The following is a 17054-nucleotide window of genomic DNA, read 5'->3' on the forward strand; positions in this document are numbered from 1 at the left end:
TTGGGGTGATTAGGGCGTATCAATCGATTATATTTAACCTTAAAGACGTGAGAAAATACTTGATTTGGTCCATGTTCATCTTCTTGGCATGGTCATGCAGTCCCTCTGAACAGGAGTTGTTCGAGGAGGGGGTAAGGTTGTTGGAATCATCCGAATACCAAAAATCCATTGAATATTTTGATAGAGCTATTGAGAAAAACCCAGGTTTTACCTCCGCACTGAATGCAAAAGGTGTGGCGCTTTTTCAGCAAGCAAAATTTGATGAAGCCATTGTGGCATTTACCAGATCTATTGAAATTGAACCTGAAAGCTATAAACCCTATTTCAATAGGGGAAATGCCTATTTGGAGAAAAAGGCATTCAAAGAGGCTCTATTGGATTATAATATGGCTAATGGTCTTGATCCCCAGCAGATAGATATTTATTACAATCGGGGCCTGGCTTTATTAGGATTAGAAGAGTATGAGGATGCCATTTTTGATTTTGATGTGGTGTTGCAAGCCAATCCCAACCATGCATTGGCACAATTCAATAAAGCGAAATCCCAATTGGGAAATAATGATCCGGTAGGTGCTGTGGAGTCCCTCTTCAATACTGTTAATCTGGACAATAGAAACGGAGCGGCATATTATCTTTTAGGTGTAACTCAAATGAGTGCATTTGGACAAAAGCAGGACGGTTGTGCCAACCTTAAAATGGCCCTGGGTTTAGGTTTTTCAGAGGCAAAGACCTGGATTGATGACTTTTGTGCGGAATAATGGCTGAGATTGGCAGGGACATAGCAAAAGCAAAAGCTTATTTGGAGATAGGAAATCTTGTAGGTATTCCTACAGAAACTGTCTATGGACTGGCTGGTAATGCCCTGGATCCTGATGCTGTAGCCAAGATTTTTTCAGTTAAGAACAGGCCGAGCTTTGATCCCCTGATTTTGCATACTTCTGATATGAGCAGGATAGCTCAATTTGTAAAAGAAATTCCTGGCCCACTTCAGCGTTTGGCCAAGCGTTTTTGGCCAGGACCTTTGACCCTATTACTTCCCAAAAAAGATATTGTTCCTGATCTTGTAACAAGTGGCCTAGATACAGTTGCAGTAAGAATTCCTGATCATCCACTTACAAAGGAATTGCTTGGAGCATTGGATTTCCCATTGGCGGCTCCAAGTGCCAATCCATTTGGCTATATCAGTCCAACCCAAGCCTCCCATGTCAATGACCAACTAGGAACAAAAATACCCTATATTTTGGATGGTGGTAGTTGTCAGGTAGGATTGGAAAGTACCATAGTGGGTATGGAAGGGGATAAAGTCACAGTATATCGGTTGGGTGGTTTGGATATCAGTAAGATTGAAAGTGAGGTTGGGAAGGTTCAGGTAGTGGCACATTCCAGCAGTAACCCAAAATCACCTGGAATGCTGAAGAGTCACTATTCGCCTTCAAAACCTTTTATTATCGCTGATTTGGATCTGCTTATTTCGGAATATTCCTCTAAAGGGGAATCCTTTGCTGTTCTGTCATTTCGGAGGTGTTTTCCGCAAGTTTCAGAACATTTGCAAATTCAATTAAGCAAGGCGGGAGACTTGGCTGAAGCAGCAAAAAACCTATTTGCTGCCATGAGGACTTTGGATAGCAGGGATGTTTCTTTAATTTTATCCGAATTAATGCCGGAAGTTGGACTCGGAAAAGCGATTAATGACCGGCTAAAAAGGGCAGCTGTGCCTGAAGAGGAAAAGGAGTAAGTTTTGCTTTTCCGGCAAAAAGCTAGCGTTTTCATTTTACAGGAAAATCAAACCTTTTAAACAACAACAATATGACAAACAGAATCAAAAGTGTGGACAACCTTGATTTCAAGGGTAAAAAAGCCTTAATCAGAGTGGATTTCAATGTCCCTTTGGATGAACATCAAAATGTAACGGATGATACCAGAATCAGGGCAGCTGTACCAACTATTGAAAAAATTCTTAAGGATGGGGGTTCTGTCATTTTAATGTCCCATTTAGGAAGGCCTAAAGATGGTCCGGTAGATAAATATTCCTTAAGACATGTAGTAAGTAACCTACAAAAACTACTTGGAAAACCCGTGAAATTTGCCCCAGATTGTATTGGGGATGAGGCCAAGAATCTCTCTGCCGGACTTCAGCCAGGTGAGGTCCTGTTGTTGGAGAACCTTCGTTTTTACAAAGAAGAGGAAAAAGGGGATGAAGGATTTGCAGAGAAATTGTCCAAACTAGGAGACATATATGTTAATGATGCTTTTGGAACAGCCCATAGAGCACATGCCTCCACTGCAGTAATTGCGAAGTTTTTTAACACAAAGGCTACCGGATACCTTATGCTTTCTGAATTGGAAAATGCAGACAAAGTATTGGAAAAACCTGAAAGACCATACACAGCCATAATGGGTGGGGCAAAGATTTCTGATAAAATCCTAATTATTGAAAGGCTGTTGGAAAAAGTGGATAACCTTATCATCGGTGGAGGGATGTCCTATACTTTCTCAAAAGCCAAAGGAGGAACAATTGGGGATTCTCTTTGTGAAGAAGATAAATTAGATTATGTTTTGGAATTGATGAAGAAGGCAGAAGAAAAAGGAGTCAAAATAATCCTGCCTTTGGATACAGTAATTTCAAAGGCCTTTGCCAATGATGCAGAACAGGGTTTGGCGATTGCAGGACAAATCCCTGATGGTTGGATGGGACTAGATATTGGACCGGAAACCCGTAAATTATTTGCAGAAATAATCAAATCATCCAAAACCATTCTTTGGAACGGACCAATGGGAGTGTTTGAAATGAGCAGCTTTTTGCATGGAACCGTAGCAGTGGCTGAGGCCATAGCAGAAGCGACCCAAGCGGGTTCTTTCTCCCTTATTGGAGGAGGTGATTCAGCAGCAGCGGTCAATAAATTTGGATTTGGAGATAAGGTTTCTTATGTGTCTACAGGGGGCGGAGCACTTTTAGAGCATATGGAGGGCAAAGTACTCCCTGGTGTAGCCGCTCTTATCCCATAATTATTCAAAATAACTTAAAAAAAAGGCCAAGTGATTGGCCTTTTTTTTTCAGGTAATTGCAGGCTATCTTAATTTCTGACCTATATTTCAGTGATTTGAAAATCATTGATATATTTGGAAGCTATAATGGCTCTAAAGGCAAAAATGTTTTTAAGTGATTAATCCTGATTGATTTACTACATACAACTTTTATCATCTATGAAAAATGGAATTTTATGGATTCTTCTTTTTACCGGAATTTCCTCCGCATGTATGGAAATTGAAGAAATCAATGGTCCCTGTGAAATCAACGTCATAATGGCTGATGGTTCTACGAGATTTTATGAAATCACAGACGATATCAGGAGAAATAAGAAAACAGGCGTTTTTACCTATCGGGACGAGAATGGAAAACTTTGGTCAATATCCAAGAATGATGAAGGAAAATGGATTTCAAAGAGTACTTCAAGTGGAATCATTGAGGTCTTGAGTATATCATGCGGAGATAAAGTTTATTTTCAGAGAGAACAAGGGGATTCAGGGAATGATTGAGTATGGTCTTTCTTTAATTTCTTTTATATTGTTTGGTTCTTTGATCTTTTATCACTCCTTTCCAATTCAACCCAAAAGCAAAATCATAAACATTTCCCATTTCATCTATGTGACATACCATATCATGGGCTATGTCCTCCGATTGCTCTTCTACGGTTTTCATATGAGCAGGCATTTGAATGGGGAGGAGGGCAGAGGGTTCTGATTTGCCTGTCAGAAGATCTAAAACTACCTGATCCTGCACACCAAAGTGAAGAAATATAGCTTCAGTCTCTTTTTCAAACTCTTGGAAAATCAATGGATTTCCGGTTTCAACGATAGTAATCACCGGTTTTCCTTTCATCAATTTTTTGGTCTCTAATAGTGTTTTTAATTCCTCGAAATTGGCAGCTGTGATGGTTTTGTTTTTATAACTTCGATTGGTTACTGTTGGCGCAATTACAGGATCCCCTGCTGCAATACTTTCAGATCTGGCATATTCAGCTTTATATGGACCATATTGTAAACTTATGGGGACATACCCGGTACCACCTTTTTCTCTGTCTTCGGGATCGTAACCTGTACCACTTTCAGGATTACTCATGAAGACCAACGCAAAATCTGCCTCTGAAGGCGAAAGAACTATTTCAAAATATTTTTTGGCAATTTCTAAGTTTATAGGATCCACCCATTTTTCCTGTGATTTTATACCCCACCAGTTGGTAGTTGAAGGGATAAATTTTTGGGGGATATAAACCTTACTTTTTTCCTGTATAGGCAATAGGTTGTTTTTATTCTTAAGCATGACCACAGATTTCAATTGTGCCTGATATCCCTCTTCCATGAATTTGCTATTGCCCACTGTCTTTTCACTTTCTATTGGGTCCAAATATGGATTTTCAAAAAGCCCAGTATTGAATATGTTTTTCAATAAACGTATGGCTGATTGTTCAAATCTCCTTCGCATCCATTCTTCTCCATGCTCTTTGACGCCGATCTGATAAGCAGCTAAAACAGGATTTATATCATTGTTTCCCCCAAACTGATCCACTCCAGCCATTAAAGCTATGTAGTGTCTTTCTTCAATTGTTTTGTCTTCCAAACCCCAGGGCTTCCCTCTGAAAATTTCCGGATTGGGCCCTTCATTCCCAGTCACACCCCAGTCTGTACATACAACGCCTTCAAAACCATACTTATTCCTTAATAAATCAGTGATGATGTATTCATTAAATGCATTTGCAGTATTTAGGTTGTTTTTTTTATCCTGTCCATAAGAAATTGTATAATAAGGCATTACAGCAGAGGCTGATTGGGTTTTCCCCTTCAGTTTAAATGCACCCTCAATGAATGGTATTAAATGATAATCGAAATTATTGCCTGGGTATACCGCAAATTTACCATAAGCAAAATGAGCATCCCGTCCACCTTCTTCAGGTCCTCCGCCAGGCCAATGCTTCACCATTGCATTAACACTTTGACTGCCCCATCCAAGGTAGAATTCATGTTCCTCATCTGAACTTTGGAATCCATCAACATAGGCCTTAGCCATATCAGATGATAAATAAGCATCCTCTCCAAATGTTCCCTTTAACCGATTCCATCTTGGTTCTGTCCCTAGATCTATTTGTGGGGAAAGGGCAGTTGTAATACCCAATGCCCGGTATTCAATGGATGCCACCTGTCCAAACCTTTCCACTAAATTTGGGTCAAATGTGGCTGCTAATCCCAAGGACTCTGGCCACATGGAAATATTTCCGCCTGCCCCTGCATTGTACTCAGTACTTGCTATAGGACCATGTCTCGGGTCTGAGCTATTGTTGGTTGGGATCCCCAATCCCAAGCCTTCTACAAAAGCCTGAGCGCGGTTATTCCATCTGGCAGCTATGTTGGGGCTTTCTACCCTGGTAATCAAAACATGCCTAAGGTTATCTTCAGATAAGAATTTTTTTTGCTGATCAGAAAGGTCGTAAGAATTCATCCCGCTTTCTGATAATGGTTTCCCTCCATAAGTGCCTGCACCGAATCCCCCGGGAGCAGAAGGAATTGATTGATGGGAACTGTAAAGCATTAATCCAGCTATTTGTTCTACAGTCATTTTAGATGCCAAGTCCCTGGATCGTTCTTCCACAGAAAGCCTCCAGTCCTCATAAGGGTCAAGCTTATTGTTCTTATTAAGATCTTTAAATTTTAAACCAGCGCTTTCAATGATATTGACGCCGGATACTGTTGAATAACCCAAAGTTGCTCCCTTGCTTTGATGGAGAATGACAATTCCTTCATCGATTTCTTTTTCGATAACTGAATTTTTTGAACAACCAACCAGCGTAATACTGGAAAGGAGCAGTGCGAAAGAAAATAAAGTAGCTGATCGATTCATGGACGAAGTGGATTGTTATACAATCTTAATGTAAATTTCACATAATGGAAAGATTTAATCCGGAAAAGATGTAGCTTTGGGATTTATTTGGGCTAAAGACCAATCTTAAAAATAAATCACCACTTGTGATATTCGCATATACATCATTACATTTAAGCCTTTATATTTCTTGAAAATCAATAACCTATGATAACCTACAAGTTTGTGAAAAAAAGTTTATGGTTCGCTTTGATGATTTTGGTTGTTTTTGCTTCCTGCAGCAAGAGAAGCGGAAAGCCAAAAGTCTTGGTGTTTAGTAAAACCGCCGGATTTTATCATGAATCGATTCCTGATGGAATTGCAGCCATTCAAAAATTAGGGATGGAAAATGGCTTTGAAGTGGATACAACTACCAATGCCGAAATGTTTACTGAAGAAAACCTCCAACAATATTCTGCTGTCATCTGGTTGAGTACTACCGGTGATGTGCTGAATCATTATCAGGAGGCTGATTTTGAAAGGTATATCCAAGCCGGAGGAGGGTATGTCGGTATTCATGCAGCCACCGATACAGAATATCATTGGGGTTGGTACAACAGACTTGCCGGTGGGTATTTTTCTTACCATCCGGGAATCGGAGATCCATATCCTAATGTGCAGGATGGCAAATTGAATGTCACGGATAGAAATCATTCAAGTACCCGGTTTTTACCTGAAATCTGGAACAGAAGGGATGAATGGTATCATTTCAAGAAATTAAATACTGATGTCAACGTCCTGATGGATATTGATGAGGAAAGTTATCAACATACCCAGCCTATGGGATATCACCCAATGGCCTGGTATCATGAATATGATGGAGGCAGAGCTTGGTATACAGCAGGCGGACATACCAAAGAGTCATATTCCGAGGAACTCTTCCTTCAGCATATCCTTGAAGGTATCAAATATGCTATTGGAGATAATAAGAAATTGGACTATTCCAAAGCGAAAACCCAGAGGGTTCCGGAAGCAGACAGATTTGAGAAAAAACAGCTTGTTTTGGGTGAGTTTACAGAACCTACTGAAATGACCATTCTCCCAAATTTGGATATTCTGATTGCTCAGAGAAGGGGGGAAATATTATTGTATAAAAATGGTGATTCCACGGCAAGGGAAGTTGCCAAATTGGATGTCTATTGGAAAACAAACATTCCTGGGGTTAATGCAGAGGAAGGAGTCATGGGACTTCAAAAAGATCCTAATTTTGAGAAAAACGGCTATGTATTCGTGTTCTACAGCCCTACAGGAGACAAGGAAATCAACAGGCTTTCAAGGTTTACCTTCAAAAATGATACCTGGGATATGGCATCTGAAAAAATCATTTTGGAATTGTATTCCCAGAGAAATATCTGCTGTCATACAGGAGGGTCTATTGCCTTTGACAAGGATGGCCTGCTATACCTTTCTACGGGTGATAATTCTACTCCCTTCGATCAGGCAAAGAGCAAATTTGTCAACAGGGGTTTTGCGCCTTTGGATGATAGGCCGGGTTTTGAACAATTTGATGCCAGAAGGAGTTCGGGGAATGCCAATGACCTTAGAGGCAAAATCCTTAGGATTAAAGTAAATGAAGATGGAAGTTATGATATCCCTGAAGGTAATCTTTACCCCAAAGGAAAAGAAGGTACCAGACCTGAGATTTATGTTCAAGGTAATAGGAACCCATACAGGATTTCCATTGATCAAAAAACTGGATTTCTTTATTGGGGAGAGGTAGGGCCTGATGCCAATTCCGATAGCTTAAGCACAAGGGGGCCTAGAGGATATGATGAGGTCAATCAGGCAAGGAAAGCTGGAAATTTTGGTTGGCCATATTTTGTAGGAAATAATTATGCCTATGTTGAGTTTGACTATGCATCCGGCAAATCAGGAATTCCTTATGATGTAAATAAGCCTGTTAATAATTCCAGGAACAATACGGGAGTCAGAGAATTACCGGCTGCAGAGCCTGCATTTATATGGTATCCATATGCAGTTTCTCCGGATTTTCCTCAATTGGGGACAGGAGGGCGAAATGCCATGGCAGGCCCTGTTTACTATGGAGATATGTTCCCTAAAGCAAGCCGCTATCCTTCTTATTATGACGGAAAATTGTTTATCTATGATTGGGTAAGAGGATGGATAAAAGTAGTAACCATGCAGGCAAATGGTGATTTTGACAAAATGGAGCCATTCATGTCAGGCACAAAATTCAATGCCATCATTGATATGGAAGTAGGCCCGGACGGAAAACTTTATCTCTTGGAATATGGAAATGGCTGGTTCAGTAAGAACCCTGATTCAGGGTTGTCCAGGATTGATTTTAATGCTGGCAATAGAAGTCCAGTAGTGAAAGGAGTCACAGTGGATAAAACTTCAGGGGCTTTGCCGTTTACGGCAACTTTCACTGTGGAAGCGGTAGATCCTGAAAAAGATCCATTGACTTACGTTTGGGACTTGGGTAATGGGGAAAGGATCACTACAAAAGAACCCAAACTTACCCATACATTCACTCAACTAGGGGATTATGATGTACAGGTAGAAGTGAGTGACCCAGGAAAGTTAAAAGCAAAAAGTGCCATAGTTTCAGTTTATGCAGGAAACATAGCACCGGAGGTCACCATTAAAATCAAGGGAAATCAGAGTTTCTACTTCCCCGGACAGCAAGTTAGCTATGAAGTGACAGTAAATGATCCAGATGATCCGAATGCCGCAGGAGACCTAAGCACTTTGTTTGTTTATGCGGATTATATTTCAGGCCTTGACCAAGCAGAAGCTTCCAAGGGGCATTTGATCATGACTGAAGCTATGATAGGAAAAAGTTTGGTCAGTTCTCTTACCTGTAAAACCTGCCACAAAGAAGATGAAGCCTCAATAGGTCCTTCATATGTAGATGTAGCAAGGAAATACAGACGGAACCCAGATGCGGTTTCTTATCTTGTAAACAAAATCCAGAAAGGAGGAGGAGGTGTTTGGGGTGAAACAGCCATGCCGGCTAATCCTGACTTGAAAAATGATGATGCCTCTAAAGTAGTGGCTTATATCCTTTCGCTTGGAAGAAGGACTGAAGAGAAACCTTCTCTTCCTGCTTCAGGTGCTGTCGATCCGGTTTTAGGTAAGACCCTAAGTCCAACAGGTGTATTTGTACTTTCTGCAAGTTTCACTGATAAAGGAGGAAATAACATTAAACCACTTACAGGCAATACCTCAATTGCTTTGAAAAATCCTAGCATGGGAATGGGCCAGGCCAAAAATCAGGAAGGAGCCAGTACCATGAATTTCAATGGTATGGATTTAATGATTTTGCCTTCTGCTCAGGCTTCATTTGCTTTCAGACAAATTGATCTGACAGATATTGGTTCGGTAGTACTTATGGGAGGAGGCCAAGAGCCATCCAATAAGGGTTTTGATGTTGAGGTGCGATTAGGCAGCCCGACAGGAACAAAAATTGGTGAAGGACAATTTAAAGTTTCGAACCAAGGACAAGGGGGGATAATGATGGGAATCGGTACCATTGATATTCATCTTAGCAATGCACAGACAGGAAAATTCCATGATGTGTATTTTGTTACCAAGCCAATAGACGGTGATGAACCCAATGCTGCATTGATGTCCATAGAGTTTAAAAAGAAATAAACAGAAGTTTCTCATAACAAAAAGGGCTTTTCTGATATCAGAAAAGCCCTTTTTGTTGAGTTGCTTTGAAAATTCGAAACTGCCTTCAGTGAAAGGAAATTATTTCACGCCAGCCAAAAGATAAAGAACGGCCATTCTTACTGCTACACCGTTTTCCACCTGCTGTAAGATTATGGAATGCTCGCTATCTGCCACATCTGAATTCAGTTCTACACCTCTATTGATGGGCCCTGGATGCATGATGACAATTTCTTTGTCCAGGCGATCAAGCATTTTTTTGTTTATTCCAAAATAAAGGGAGTATTCTCTTAAAGAAGGAAAATATTTGATCTGCTGTCTTTCCAGTTGAATTCTAAGGACATTAGCTACATCACACCACTGTAAGGCTTTCTCTACATCATGCTCTACTTTTACCCCCAAGCTTACGGTATGTTTTGGAATGAGGGTGGTTGGTCCGCAGACCATGACTTCAGCTCCTAATTTTTGAAGGCAAAAAATATTGGATAGAGCGACCCTTGAATGGAGAATATCTCCGATAATTGCTATTTTTTTTCCTGCCACATCTCCAAGTTTCTCCCTTATCGAGAATGCATCTAACAAAGCTTGGGTAGGGTGTTCATGTGTGCCATCTCCTGCATTGACGATATTTGCTGTGATATTTCTTGCCAAAAAATGCGGGGCACCTGGACTACTGTGCCTCATGACCACCATATCCACTTTCATGGACAGGATGTTATTTACGGTATCGATAAGCGTTTCCCCTTTTTTAACAGAACTTGTGCTGGAAGAAAAATTGACCACATCGGCAGATAATCTTTTTTCTGCAAGCTCAAAAGAAAGACGGGTTCTGGTAGAATTTTCAAAAAAAATGTTGGCAATGGTAATGTCTCTCAGGGAAGGTACTTTTTTGATCGGGCGGTTGAGCACCTCTTTGAAGTTATCGGCGGTCTCGAATATCAATTGAATATCTTCAGGGCTGATATCTTTGATGCCTAAGAGGTGTCTGGTGCTGAGTTGTGACATATCTGAAGTTAAGCTTTTTCTGTTATCCAAATGGCGTCTTCTTCATAACCCTTCTCAGTCCATTCAACTGAGACATACTGGCTTTCAAGGGTATTGACATTGACCCCGCAGTAATCTGGCATAATGGGATAATCGCGTGTGTATTTTCTGTCCACTAAGACCATAAGTTCTACTTTTTGAGGTCTTCCAAAGGCTATCATGGCATCTAATGCAGCCCTGACTGACCGGCCTTTGTAAAGTACATCATCTATCAAAACCACTTTTTTTCCTTCGATAAGGAAATCGATCTTGGTTTCATTGGCTTTAAGGGGAAAATCCCTTCTCCGGAAATCATCTCGGTGGAAAGTAGCGTCAAGGTAGCCAAAGGGGACCTTTACCCCGCTTATTTCCAGCAGGGTTTTTACAATTTTATCCAAAACAATCGGCCCTCTGGGCTGAAGACCCAAGAGTACGGTATTTTCAAAAGTATCGTGGTTTTCGATCAGCTGATAGCAAAAGCGTTTTAGTATGATGGCTATTTGCTGCTGATCTAGGACTAGTCTTTTTTGCATGGCTGTGCTTTGCATGCAAATATAAAAATAAAAGGCCAAGAACGAAGAGGGATGTTTGGGCCTTTTTGATTTTTGTTCTAGTCGATATTGTCCTTCGGAACGTAAAGATCACCATCTACTGCGATCTTGGTAAGGAAAAATACTTCCCTGGTTTCTTCCCTACCAGAAGTTCCTATAAATCTGATTTTTTGCTTGCCGCTCAGCAGAAAATAATTATCATACCACCAAGAGAAATTAAGGCTTAAATCCTGTGTTTCGCGGATGCGTTCATTTTCATTGATCAATTTGAGCTCAAAAACTTCATTCTCAAAAATCACCTCTCCACCTTTCATATAGCTCATATAAATGTCTAATCCATCCAGGTATAAATAATGAAGTTTATTTCCATCGAAACTCAACTCCCCATATTTTCCCGGAATCCTTGTGGACTTATTGGAAAGGTTAAATGCATTGTCCCATAACACCTGACCTTCCTTGCCAATGTAGATCATGTAAGCAGAAATAAACTTGTATTCACCTTCTTGCTGCCAGGAAAAATTATTGTACCGCAGCGGCGAGAACAATTGGGAACCATAAGCAGGGCCATAATTCATACCATCAAAATAAAGCCTGTTGGGATTAAAGCGATAAGCATCATTGGCATAAGCACCATCCCGAGGAATGTACCTTGGGTTGGTGGCATTGAAATTATCGCTGTATATCAAGTAACCATCAGCAGTACTGATCACCTCTCTTGAAGATAAGACCGGTTTGATCGTAGGGACTTTTCCTTTCTCGAAGAGTTTTTCCATTTCTTTCCATCTTCTTTCTCTTTGTTTGTCGCTGAGGTAATTGAAAAAATTCGGGAAGTCTTCCATAGTGTAATACTTAATTCCATATTCCCCAAATTCATTGATTTCTGCAATATAAATACCTTGGTATGCCTCACGCTTTCTCTGTCCGAAAGTTCCTATCACAGATTGTTGATAATCCTGAATTGGAGTAAGCATACCCTCGATTATTTCCAGATCATTGCTCTGAAGTTTATCTATAGCGATTTCACGCACTTTTGAGCCGTTTTCGTCATAAGAAATGATGGACACCTGTTTGATTTTATATTTATCCCGCTTGCTGATAAGGACATCAATAATTCCCAGTTCACTGTCTTTTCTGAGCTGAAGTACCAAAGTTTCTTTTCCATAGATTCCCTGGACCGTGTGTACAGTGTTTTCTTCCAGTTTGAATATTTGCAACATGGGCCTCATGTCTGCATTACCCAAAAACACGGCGTTTCTGTTGAGTACCAAAAACTCTTTCAGCTCCATCGAATAGATGTTTTCCAATGAAAATTCAGATGCTTCGTCTGTTTTTAAATTGATCTCCAATAAATATTTTTCAGATGTAGCTACTGAGCCTTTTTGCATCAGGGCATAGAAAAAATCACCCTCCAGATCATATCCTGTCAAATCATAACCCTCTTTTATCCGGATCTCCTTAATTTCGCTTGAATTGAGCTCGTAATCTGTAATGAAATATTGGAACTTCGATCTCAGGTTGAAGCCTTTTTCCGGCTGTGCGCGAAAGGCTACCACTCCTCCAGGTTTGTTTATTACCATAAAATCATTTTCCTGGAATTTAGCTTCAACTTCAAATCGATTGACAAATGACAGCTGGGCAATTACCAAGTGGCCAGAGCAGGTAAAAAATAAAATAAATGTCAAGAGTTGTTTCATGAAGATAATTTGATGATGTGCTCAAATTGGATTTTTTCAACAGGCATTACAGAAAGCCTTGACTGTTTAAGCAGTGGCATGCTACTTAGCAAATCATCTGATTTGATCTGTTCAAGATTCACAGGCTTTTTTAGTGCTTTTTTAGGAATGATCCTGATGGCTACCCAGCCTTTGTTTTCATCATCTTTTGGGTCAGGGAAGGCCTCTTCAGATACCTGGGCAATGCCCACGATTTCTTTGGTTTTACCACTGTGATAAAACAGGACTTGGTCTCCGATTTTCATTTCTTTCAGGTAATTTCTTGCCTGAAAATTCCTGATGCCATCCCATAATTCTTCTCCTTTGCTGTTGAGATCATCCCAACCATATTCACTTGGCTCTGACTTGACTAACCAATAGTTCATGTTCGCATAATTTTGAATCCTTGCCATAAGATAAGTTTTAACATTTTATTTTAAAACAATTATTGATGACATTTGTCCTATTCAGTAACCAAAGATTGAAGATTTTGGACCAAAAAAGCATTTTACGCCAGCTCAAACTCATCATAAAGCTCATGGAGCTGCACGATGAAAATTCCTTTAAAATCAGAAGCTACCAGTCTGCAGTCAATACCATAGACAGGGGGGATGTTTCTATTGAAGGCAAAGACCTGGAGGAACTTCAAGCCATCAATGGTATTGGAAAAAGTATTGCCGAAATCATAGTTGCACTAGCTAAAACCGGTACCCATCCTTACCTAGAGGAACTTTTGGCCAAAACCCCGGCAGGGATTTTGGAAATCCTGGAGATTAAAGGGCTTGGACCAAAAAAAGTAAAAGTACTCTGGGAGGAATTACAGATTACTTCCACTCACGAATTGCTTGAAGCATGTCAGGCGGGTCAAGTCGCCAAAATAAAAGGTTTTGGTGAGAAAACACAGGAAAGTATCATCCAGGCAATGGAATTCAGGGCTGCCAACAGAGGGAAATGGCTCTTTGCAGATATTGAAAATGCTATGCAGGAACTCCAAAAAGAAATTGAAGGGATTGAGGGAGTCGAAAAAGTTGTTCCAGTTGGTGAATTTGCAAGGAAAATGGAAATCATTGAAACGGTGGAATGGCTTATTTCAACCCAGGAACCCAAGAATGTAATGGACAGACTCTCCAAAACGAAAGGTTTGGAAAAGGAACAAAAGTTATCTAGTCCATTCAAATGGAGGGGGAAACTTTTAGGGCCTGAGGTAAATCTTATTGTTCATCTTACTTCTACAACTGATTTTTTGACAGAAAAAATGCTTAGGACAGGGAGTAAGTCACATTTGTTATATCCTTTACAAGAGAACAAGACGCTTGTTGAAGTATTGAGGCAGGAGGGGCCATTTGAAAACGAAGCAGCTGTCTATTCTCATATTGGACTTCCATGGATTCCTGAGGAGTTAAGAGAAGGATTTATAGAGTATGAGTTGGCGAAGGAAAATAAAATTGAGCAATTGCTTTCAGAAGAGGACCTGAAGGGTATCCTGCACAACCATTCTACCTACAGTGACGGAAAACACAGCTTAAAACAAATGGCTGAAGCCTGTAGGGATTTGGGTTATGAATATTTGGGGATTTCAGACCACAGCAGGTCTGCAGGATATGCAGGTGGATTGGATATTGAAAGGGTGCAAAAACAACATGATGAAATTGATACATTGAACAAAGAACTTGCTCCTTTCAAGATATTTAAGGGAATAGAAAGCGATATTTTGACTGATGGGAGTTTGGATTATCCTGAGGAAGTGCTGTTAAGTTTTGATTTTGTAGTTTCGTCCGTTCATTCAGGTTTGGGCATGGATAGAAAAAAAGCAACTGCCAGATTATTAAAAGCTATTGAGAACCCCCACACCACCATCTTAGGCCATCCGACAGGAAGGTTGTTGCTGAGAAGGGAGGGCTATCCATTGGATCATAAGGCCATAATTGATGCCTGTGCAAAAAATCAGGTAGTCATAGAAATCAATGCCAACCCATGGCGATTGGATTTGGATTGGCGTTGGGTCAATTACGCTATGGAGAAAGGAGTGATGCTTTCTATTAATCCGGACGCTCATGAAATAGAAGGTTATGCTGATATGCGGTATGGGGTGATAGTAGGCCGTAAGGGAGGGCTGACCAGGGAAATGACTTTCAATGCCAAAGGCAAGGAAGAATTGGAATCATATTTTGAAAAAAGAAAACAGAAAATAAAAAAGAGATGAGTAGGTGGATGGAAAAAGATCCGGGAATGTTGCTCAAACGTTCCTTTTTATTTGGCATTACGGGAATTATTGTTTGCTTGCTTCCTTTATTCAACAGCTATTTTAATATCCTTTCCTTGCCTCTTGGTCCGATCAATGGAATAGGTATTGCATTGCAGCTTTTTGGCCTAAGTATCGCTGTGCTTGTTCTTAGAAGAAGAAAACTGGAAGAGGTATTGAAAGACAGGGCCAAGAAAATGATCTTGATCCTTGCAGTGGCTTTAGTTTATTTTTTCATTGTAAACTGATCATGAAAAAATGATTGGGTACAGGAATATCATTTTTTTTATTTGGGTTGTTTTTTGTTGTTCTTCCTGCGAAGATGCAAAAGAATTCACATGGAAAGAGGGGGACATTTTGTTTCAGGATGGAGATTGTGGGAATTTCTGTGAAGCCATTAGGAAAGTAACACAAGGGTATCAGGGAAGAGATTTTTCGCATAATGGCCTATTGATCAAAGATGAAAACGAATGGAAGGTACTGGAAGCTGTGGGCAGAGGGGTAGTGCTTACACCTCTGGATGAGTTTTTAAATCGCCATCTAGATAGTATAGGTAATCCCAAAGTGATGGTCGGGAGGTTAAATGCTCAATATCAGAAACTTATACCCAAGGCAATAAGGGTAGGAAAAGGGCATTTGGGTAAGCCATATGACCATTATTTTGATTTTGAAAATGATGCTTTTTACTGCTCAGAGCTGATTTACTTTGCCTTTAAGGAGGCAAATGAAGGATCAGACCTATTTTTACCCAAGCCTATGACTTATAAAGATCCAGACACAGGTGAACTATTTGGTATTTGGGACCAATATTTCAAAGAGCTTGGTGTAGAAGTTCCAGAGGGTAAGCCGGGATTGAATCCGGGAGGTATGTCTCTTGAGCCTGTCCTTCAAATGTTTGAAATAAAATAAAAGGTGTTTTTTGGTTAATAAAAATGCAAAATCACTCAATCGGGTGATTATTTTTTGTGTTTTTTAAGGCAATTTTAAAATTATTATTCCGCAGTTTTTGCATGTAGGCCTCATGTGATTTTGTAGTTGCCTCCGGAAAAAGGAGGGAAAGAGATCGATCTGTATTTGGTTTTAAACAGCCAATGAAAATGAAGGTGTCCTGTTACATCCAGGATAAATTAAATCAATCGATAGTCAATTTTAACAAGAATCATTTTCCTATGAAAAGAATGAACCTAGTAACCCGAGGCTTTACGATGCTTATAGTGGTATCGCTGACAATAGCCTGTATGAACGACAACATGGAGCAAAGTTTCGAGACACAATTAGATCGTCAAGATGAAATAAGCCAATCAAGTTTTGACCTTTTTGAAGATGAGGTAGGTCAATACCTAAGAATGAATCCATCTATGCAGAACCAATTGATCGCTAAGATCCGTCAGGCGACAGTCAAATATCATGATCAAGAAGTAGCTATTGCAGATGGGTATGAATTACATCCATGTGTTCAGCATCCTACTTTGGGAGGTATGGGGCACCATGCAGTCAATATGGAGATAATCATGGCCGGGTTTGACCCCTTTGAACCTAGTGTTTTGGTATATGAACCTATGCAAAATGGGAAACTTAAGCTGGTTGCATTGGAATATATAATCCCATCAACTCCGCTGTTTGGGGATGAGGTGGATGAACTTGATCCGCCAATGCTTGGAAATATACCATTTGATAACCATAGACGTGGGCAAATGGTGAACGCTATGGATGAAAACGGGAATCCCATTGAGATTTTTCAGCCGGATAGGGGCGGACCACCTATGCCCCATTATCAGCTCCATGTATGGCTTTGGAAACACAATCCTGCCGGGATGTATATACCATTCAATCCAACCGTAAACTGTGATTATGCCCAATAGGAACACAGCTCTGACTTTTTGAAACTACGTTTTTTGCGAGTTAAGGAGGCTGAGATATATTTCCTCTGTAAGGTCCCCTTGAAACAAGTTTTCAGGGGGCTTTTTTTATCTGACTGC

General features: G+C 40.3%; 14 protein-coding genes. 9 read left to right on the top strand and 5 right to left on the bottom strand.

The window, feature by feature from the left end; all coding sequences use genetic code 11:
- Positions 1 to 71: 71 nt before the first annotated feature.
- The 4 genes from CLV48_RS15490 to CLV48_RS15505 all read left to right on the top strand — a co-directional run bounded on the left by CLV48_RS15490 (position 72) and on the right by CLV48_RS15505 (position 3537).
- The gene (locus tag CLV48_RS15490; protein ID WP_106568208.1) at positions 72 to 758 is read left to right on the top strand and encodes a tetratricopeptide repeat protein; all 687 of its coding nucleotides are present in this window, start codon (positions 72 to 74) and stop codon (positions 756 to 758) included.
- On the top strand, positions 758 to 1735 hold the full coding sequence (locus CLV48_RS15495; protein ID WP_106568209.1) for an L-threonylcarbamoyladenylate synthase: 978 nt from the start codon (positions 758 to 760) through the stop codon (positions 1733 to 1735). Before CLV48_RS15490 ends, CLV48_RS15495 begins: the two co-directional genes overlap by 1 nt.
- A 71-nt stretch (positions 1736 to 1806) precedes the next feature.
- Positions 1807 to 3006: a phosphoglycerate kinase gene (locus CLV48_RS15500; protein ID WP_106568210.1), complete on the top strand. Its 1200-nt coding sequence runs from the start codon at positions 1807 to 1809 to the stop codon at positions 3004 to 3006.
- A 198-nt stretch (positions 3007 to 3204) separates the two neighbouring features.
- A complete protein-coding gene (locus CLV48_RS15505; protein ID WP_106568211.1) occupies positions 3205 to 3537 on the top strand; it encodes a hypothetical protein in 333 nt (110 codons plus the stop codon).
- Between the two features lie 13 nt (positions 3538 to 3550).
- Here CLV48_RS15505 and CLV48_RS15510 read toward each other — a convergent pair whose 3' ends face one another.
- Positions 3551 to 5893 (bottom strand): glycoside hydrolase family 3 protein, encoded by a 2343-nt coding sequence (locus tag CLV48_RS15510; protein ID WP_106568212.1) that lies wholly within the window; start codon positions 5891 to 5893, stop codon positions 3551 to 3553.
- Between the two features lie 204 nt (positions 5894 to 6097).
- Between CLV48_RS15510 and CLV48_RS15515 the strand changes: the two genes are divergently transcribed.
- Positions 6098 to 9529 carry a ThuA domain-containing protein gene (locus CLV48_RS15515; RefSeq protein WP_342748306.1) on the top strand — a complete coding sequence of 1144 codons (3432 nt, stop codon included), beginning with the start codon at positions 6098 to 6100 and terminating at the stop codon, positions 9527 to 9529.
- 99 nt (positions 9530 to 9628) lie between these two features.
- On the opposite strand, the gene CLV48_RS15520 is transcribed toward CLV48_RS15515, so the two are convergent.
- From CLV48_RS15520 to CLV48_RS15535, 4 genes are all read right to left on the bottom strand, one after another.
- Positions 9629 to 10552 (bottom strand): aspartate carbamoyltransferase catalytic subunit, encoded by a 924-nt coding sequence (locus CLV48_RS15520; protein WP_106568214.1) that lies wholly within the window; start codon positions 10550 to 10552, stop codon positions 9629 to 9631.
- Between the two features lie 8 nt (positions 10553 to 10560).
- The gene (gene pyrR / locus CLV48_RS15525; RefSeq protein ID WP_106568248.1) at positions 10561 to 11103 is read right to left on the bottom strand and encodes a bifunctional pyr operon transcriptional regulator/uracil phosphoribosyltransferase PyrR; all 543 of its coding nucleotides are present in this window, start codon (positions 11101 to 11103) and stop codon (positions 10561 to 10563) included.
- Between the two features lie 77 nt (positions 11104 to 11180).
- The gene (locus tag CLV48_RS15530; protein ID WP_106568215.1) at positions 11181 to 12815 is read right to left on the bottom strand and encodes a transcriptional regulator; all 1635 of its coding nucleotides are present in this window, start codon (positions 12813 to 12815) and stop codon (positions 11181 to 11183) included.
- The gene (locus CLV48_RS15535; RefSeq protein ID WP_106568249.1) at positions 12812 to 13219 is read right to left on the bottom strand and encodes an EVE domain-containing protein; all 408 of its coding nucleotides are present in this window, start codon (positions 13217 to 13219) and stop codon (positions 12812 to 12814) included. Before CLV48_RS15535 ends, CLV48_RS15530 begins: the two co-directional genes overlap by 4 nt.
- 65 nt (positions 13220 to 13284) lie before the next feature.
- Between CLV48_RS15535 and polX the strand changes: the two genes are divergently transcribed.
- The 4 genes from polX (at position 13285) to CLV48_RS15555 (ending at position 16937) form a co-directional block, all read left to right on the top strand.
- A complete protein-coding gene (gene polX / locus CLV48_RS15540) occupies positions 13285 to 15036 on the top strand; it encodes a DNA polymerase/3'-5' exonuclease PolX (protein ID WP_106568216.1) in 1752 nt (583 codons plus the stop codon).
- Positions 15033 to 15323 (top strand): hypothetical protein, encoded by a 291-nt coding sequence (locus tag CLV48_RS15545; protein ID WP_106568217.1) that lies wholly within the window; start codon positions 15033 to 15035, stop codon positions 15321 to 15323. Before polX ends, CLV48_RS15545 begins: the two co-directional genes overlap by 4 nt.
- A 10-nt stretch (positions 15324 to 15333) precedes the next feature.
- Positions 15334 to 15984: a YiiX/YebB-like N1pC/P60 family cysteine hydrolase gene (locus CLV48_RS15550; RefSeq protein ID WP_106568218.1), complete on the top strand. Its 651-nt coding sequence runs from the start codon at positions 15334 to 15336 to the stop codon at positions 15982 to 15984.
- A gap of 260 nt (positions 15985 to 16244) precedes the next feature.
- Positions 16245 to 16937 (top strand): hypothetical protein, encoded by a 693-nt coding sequence (locus CLV48_RS15555; protein ID WP_211299951.1) that lies wholly within the window; start codon positions 16245 to 16247, stop codon positions 16935 to 16937.
- Positions 16938 to 17054 lie beyond the last annotated feature (117 nt).

Source organism: Cecembia rubra (genome assembly GCF_003014575.1).
Lineage (GTDB): Bacteria > Bacteroidota > Bacteroidia > Cytophagales > Cyclobacteriaceae > Cecembia_A > Cecembia_A rubra.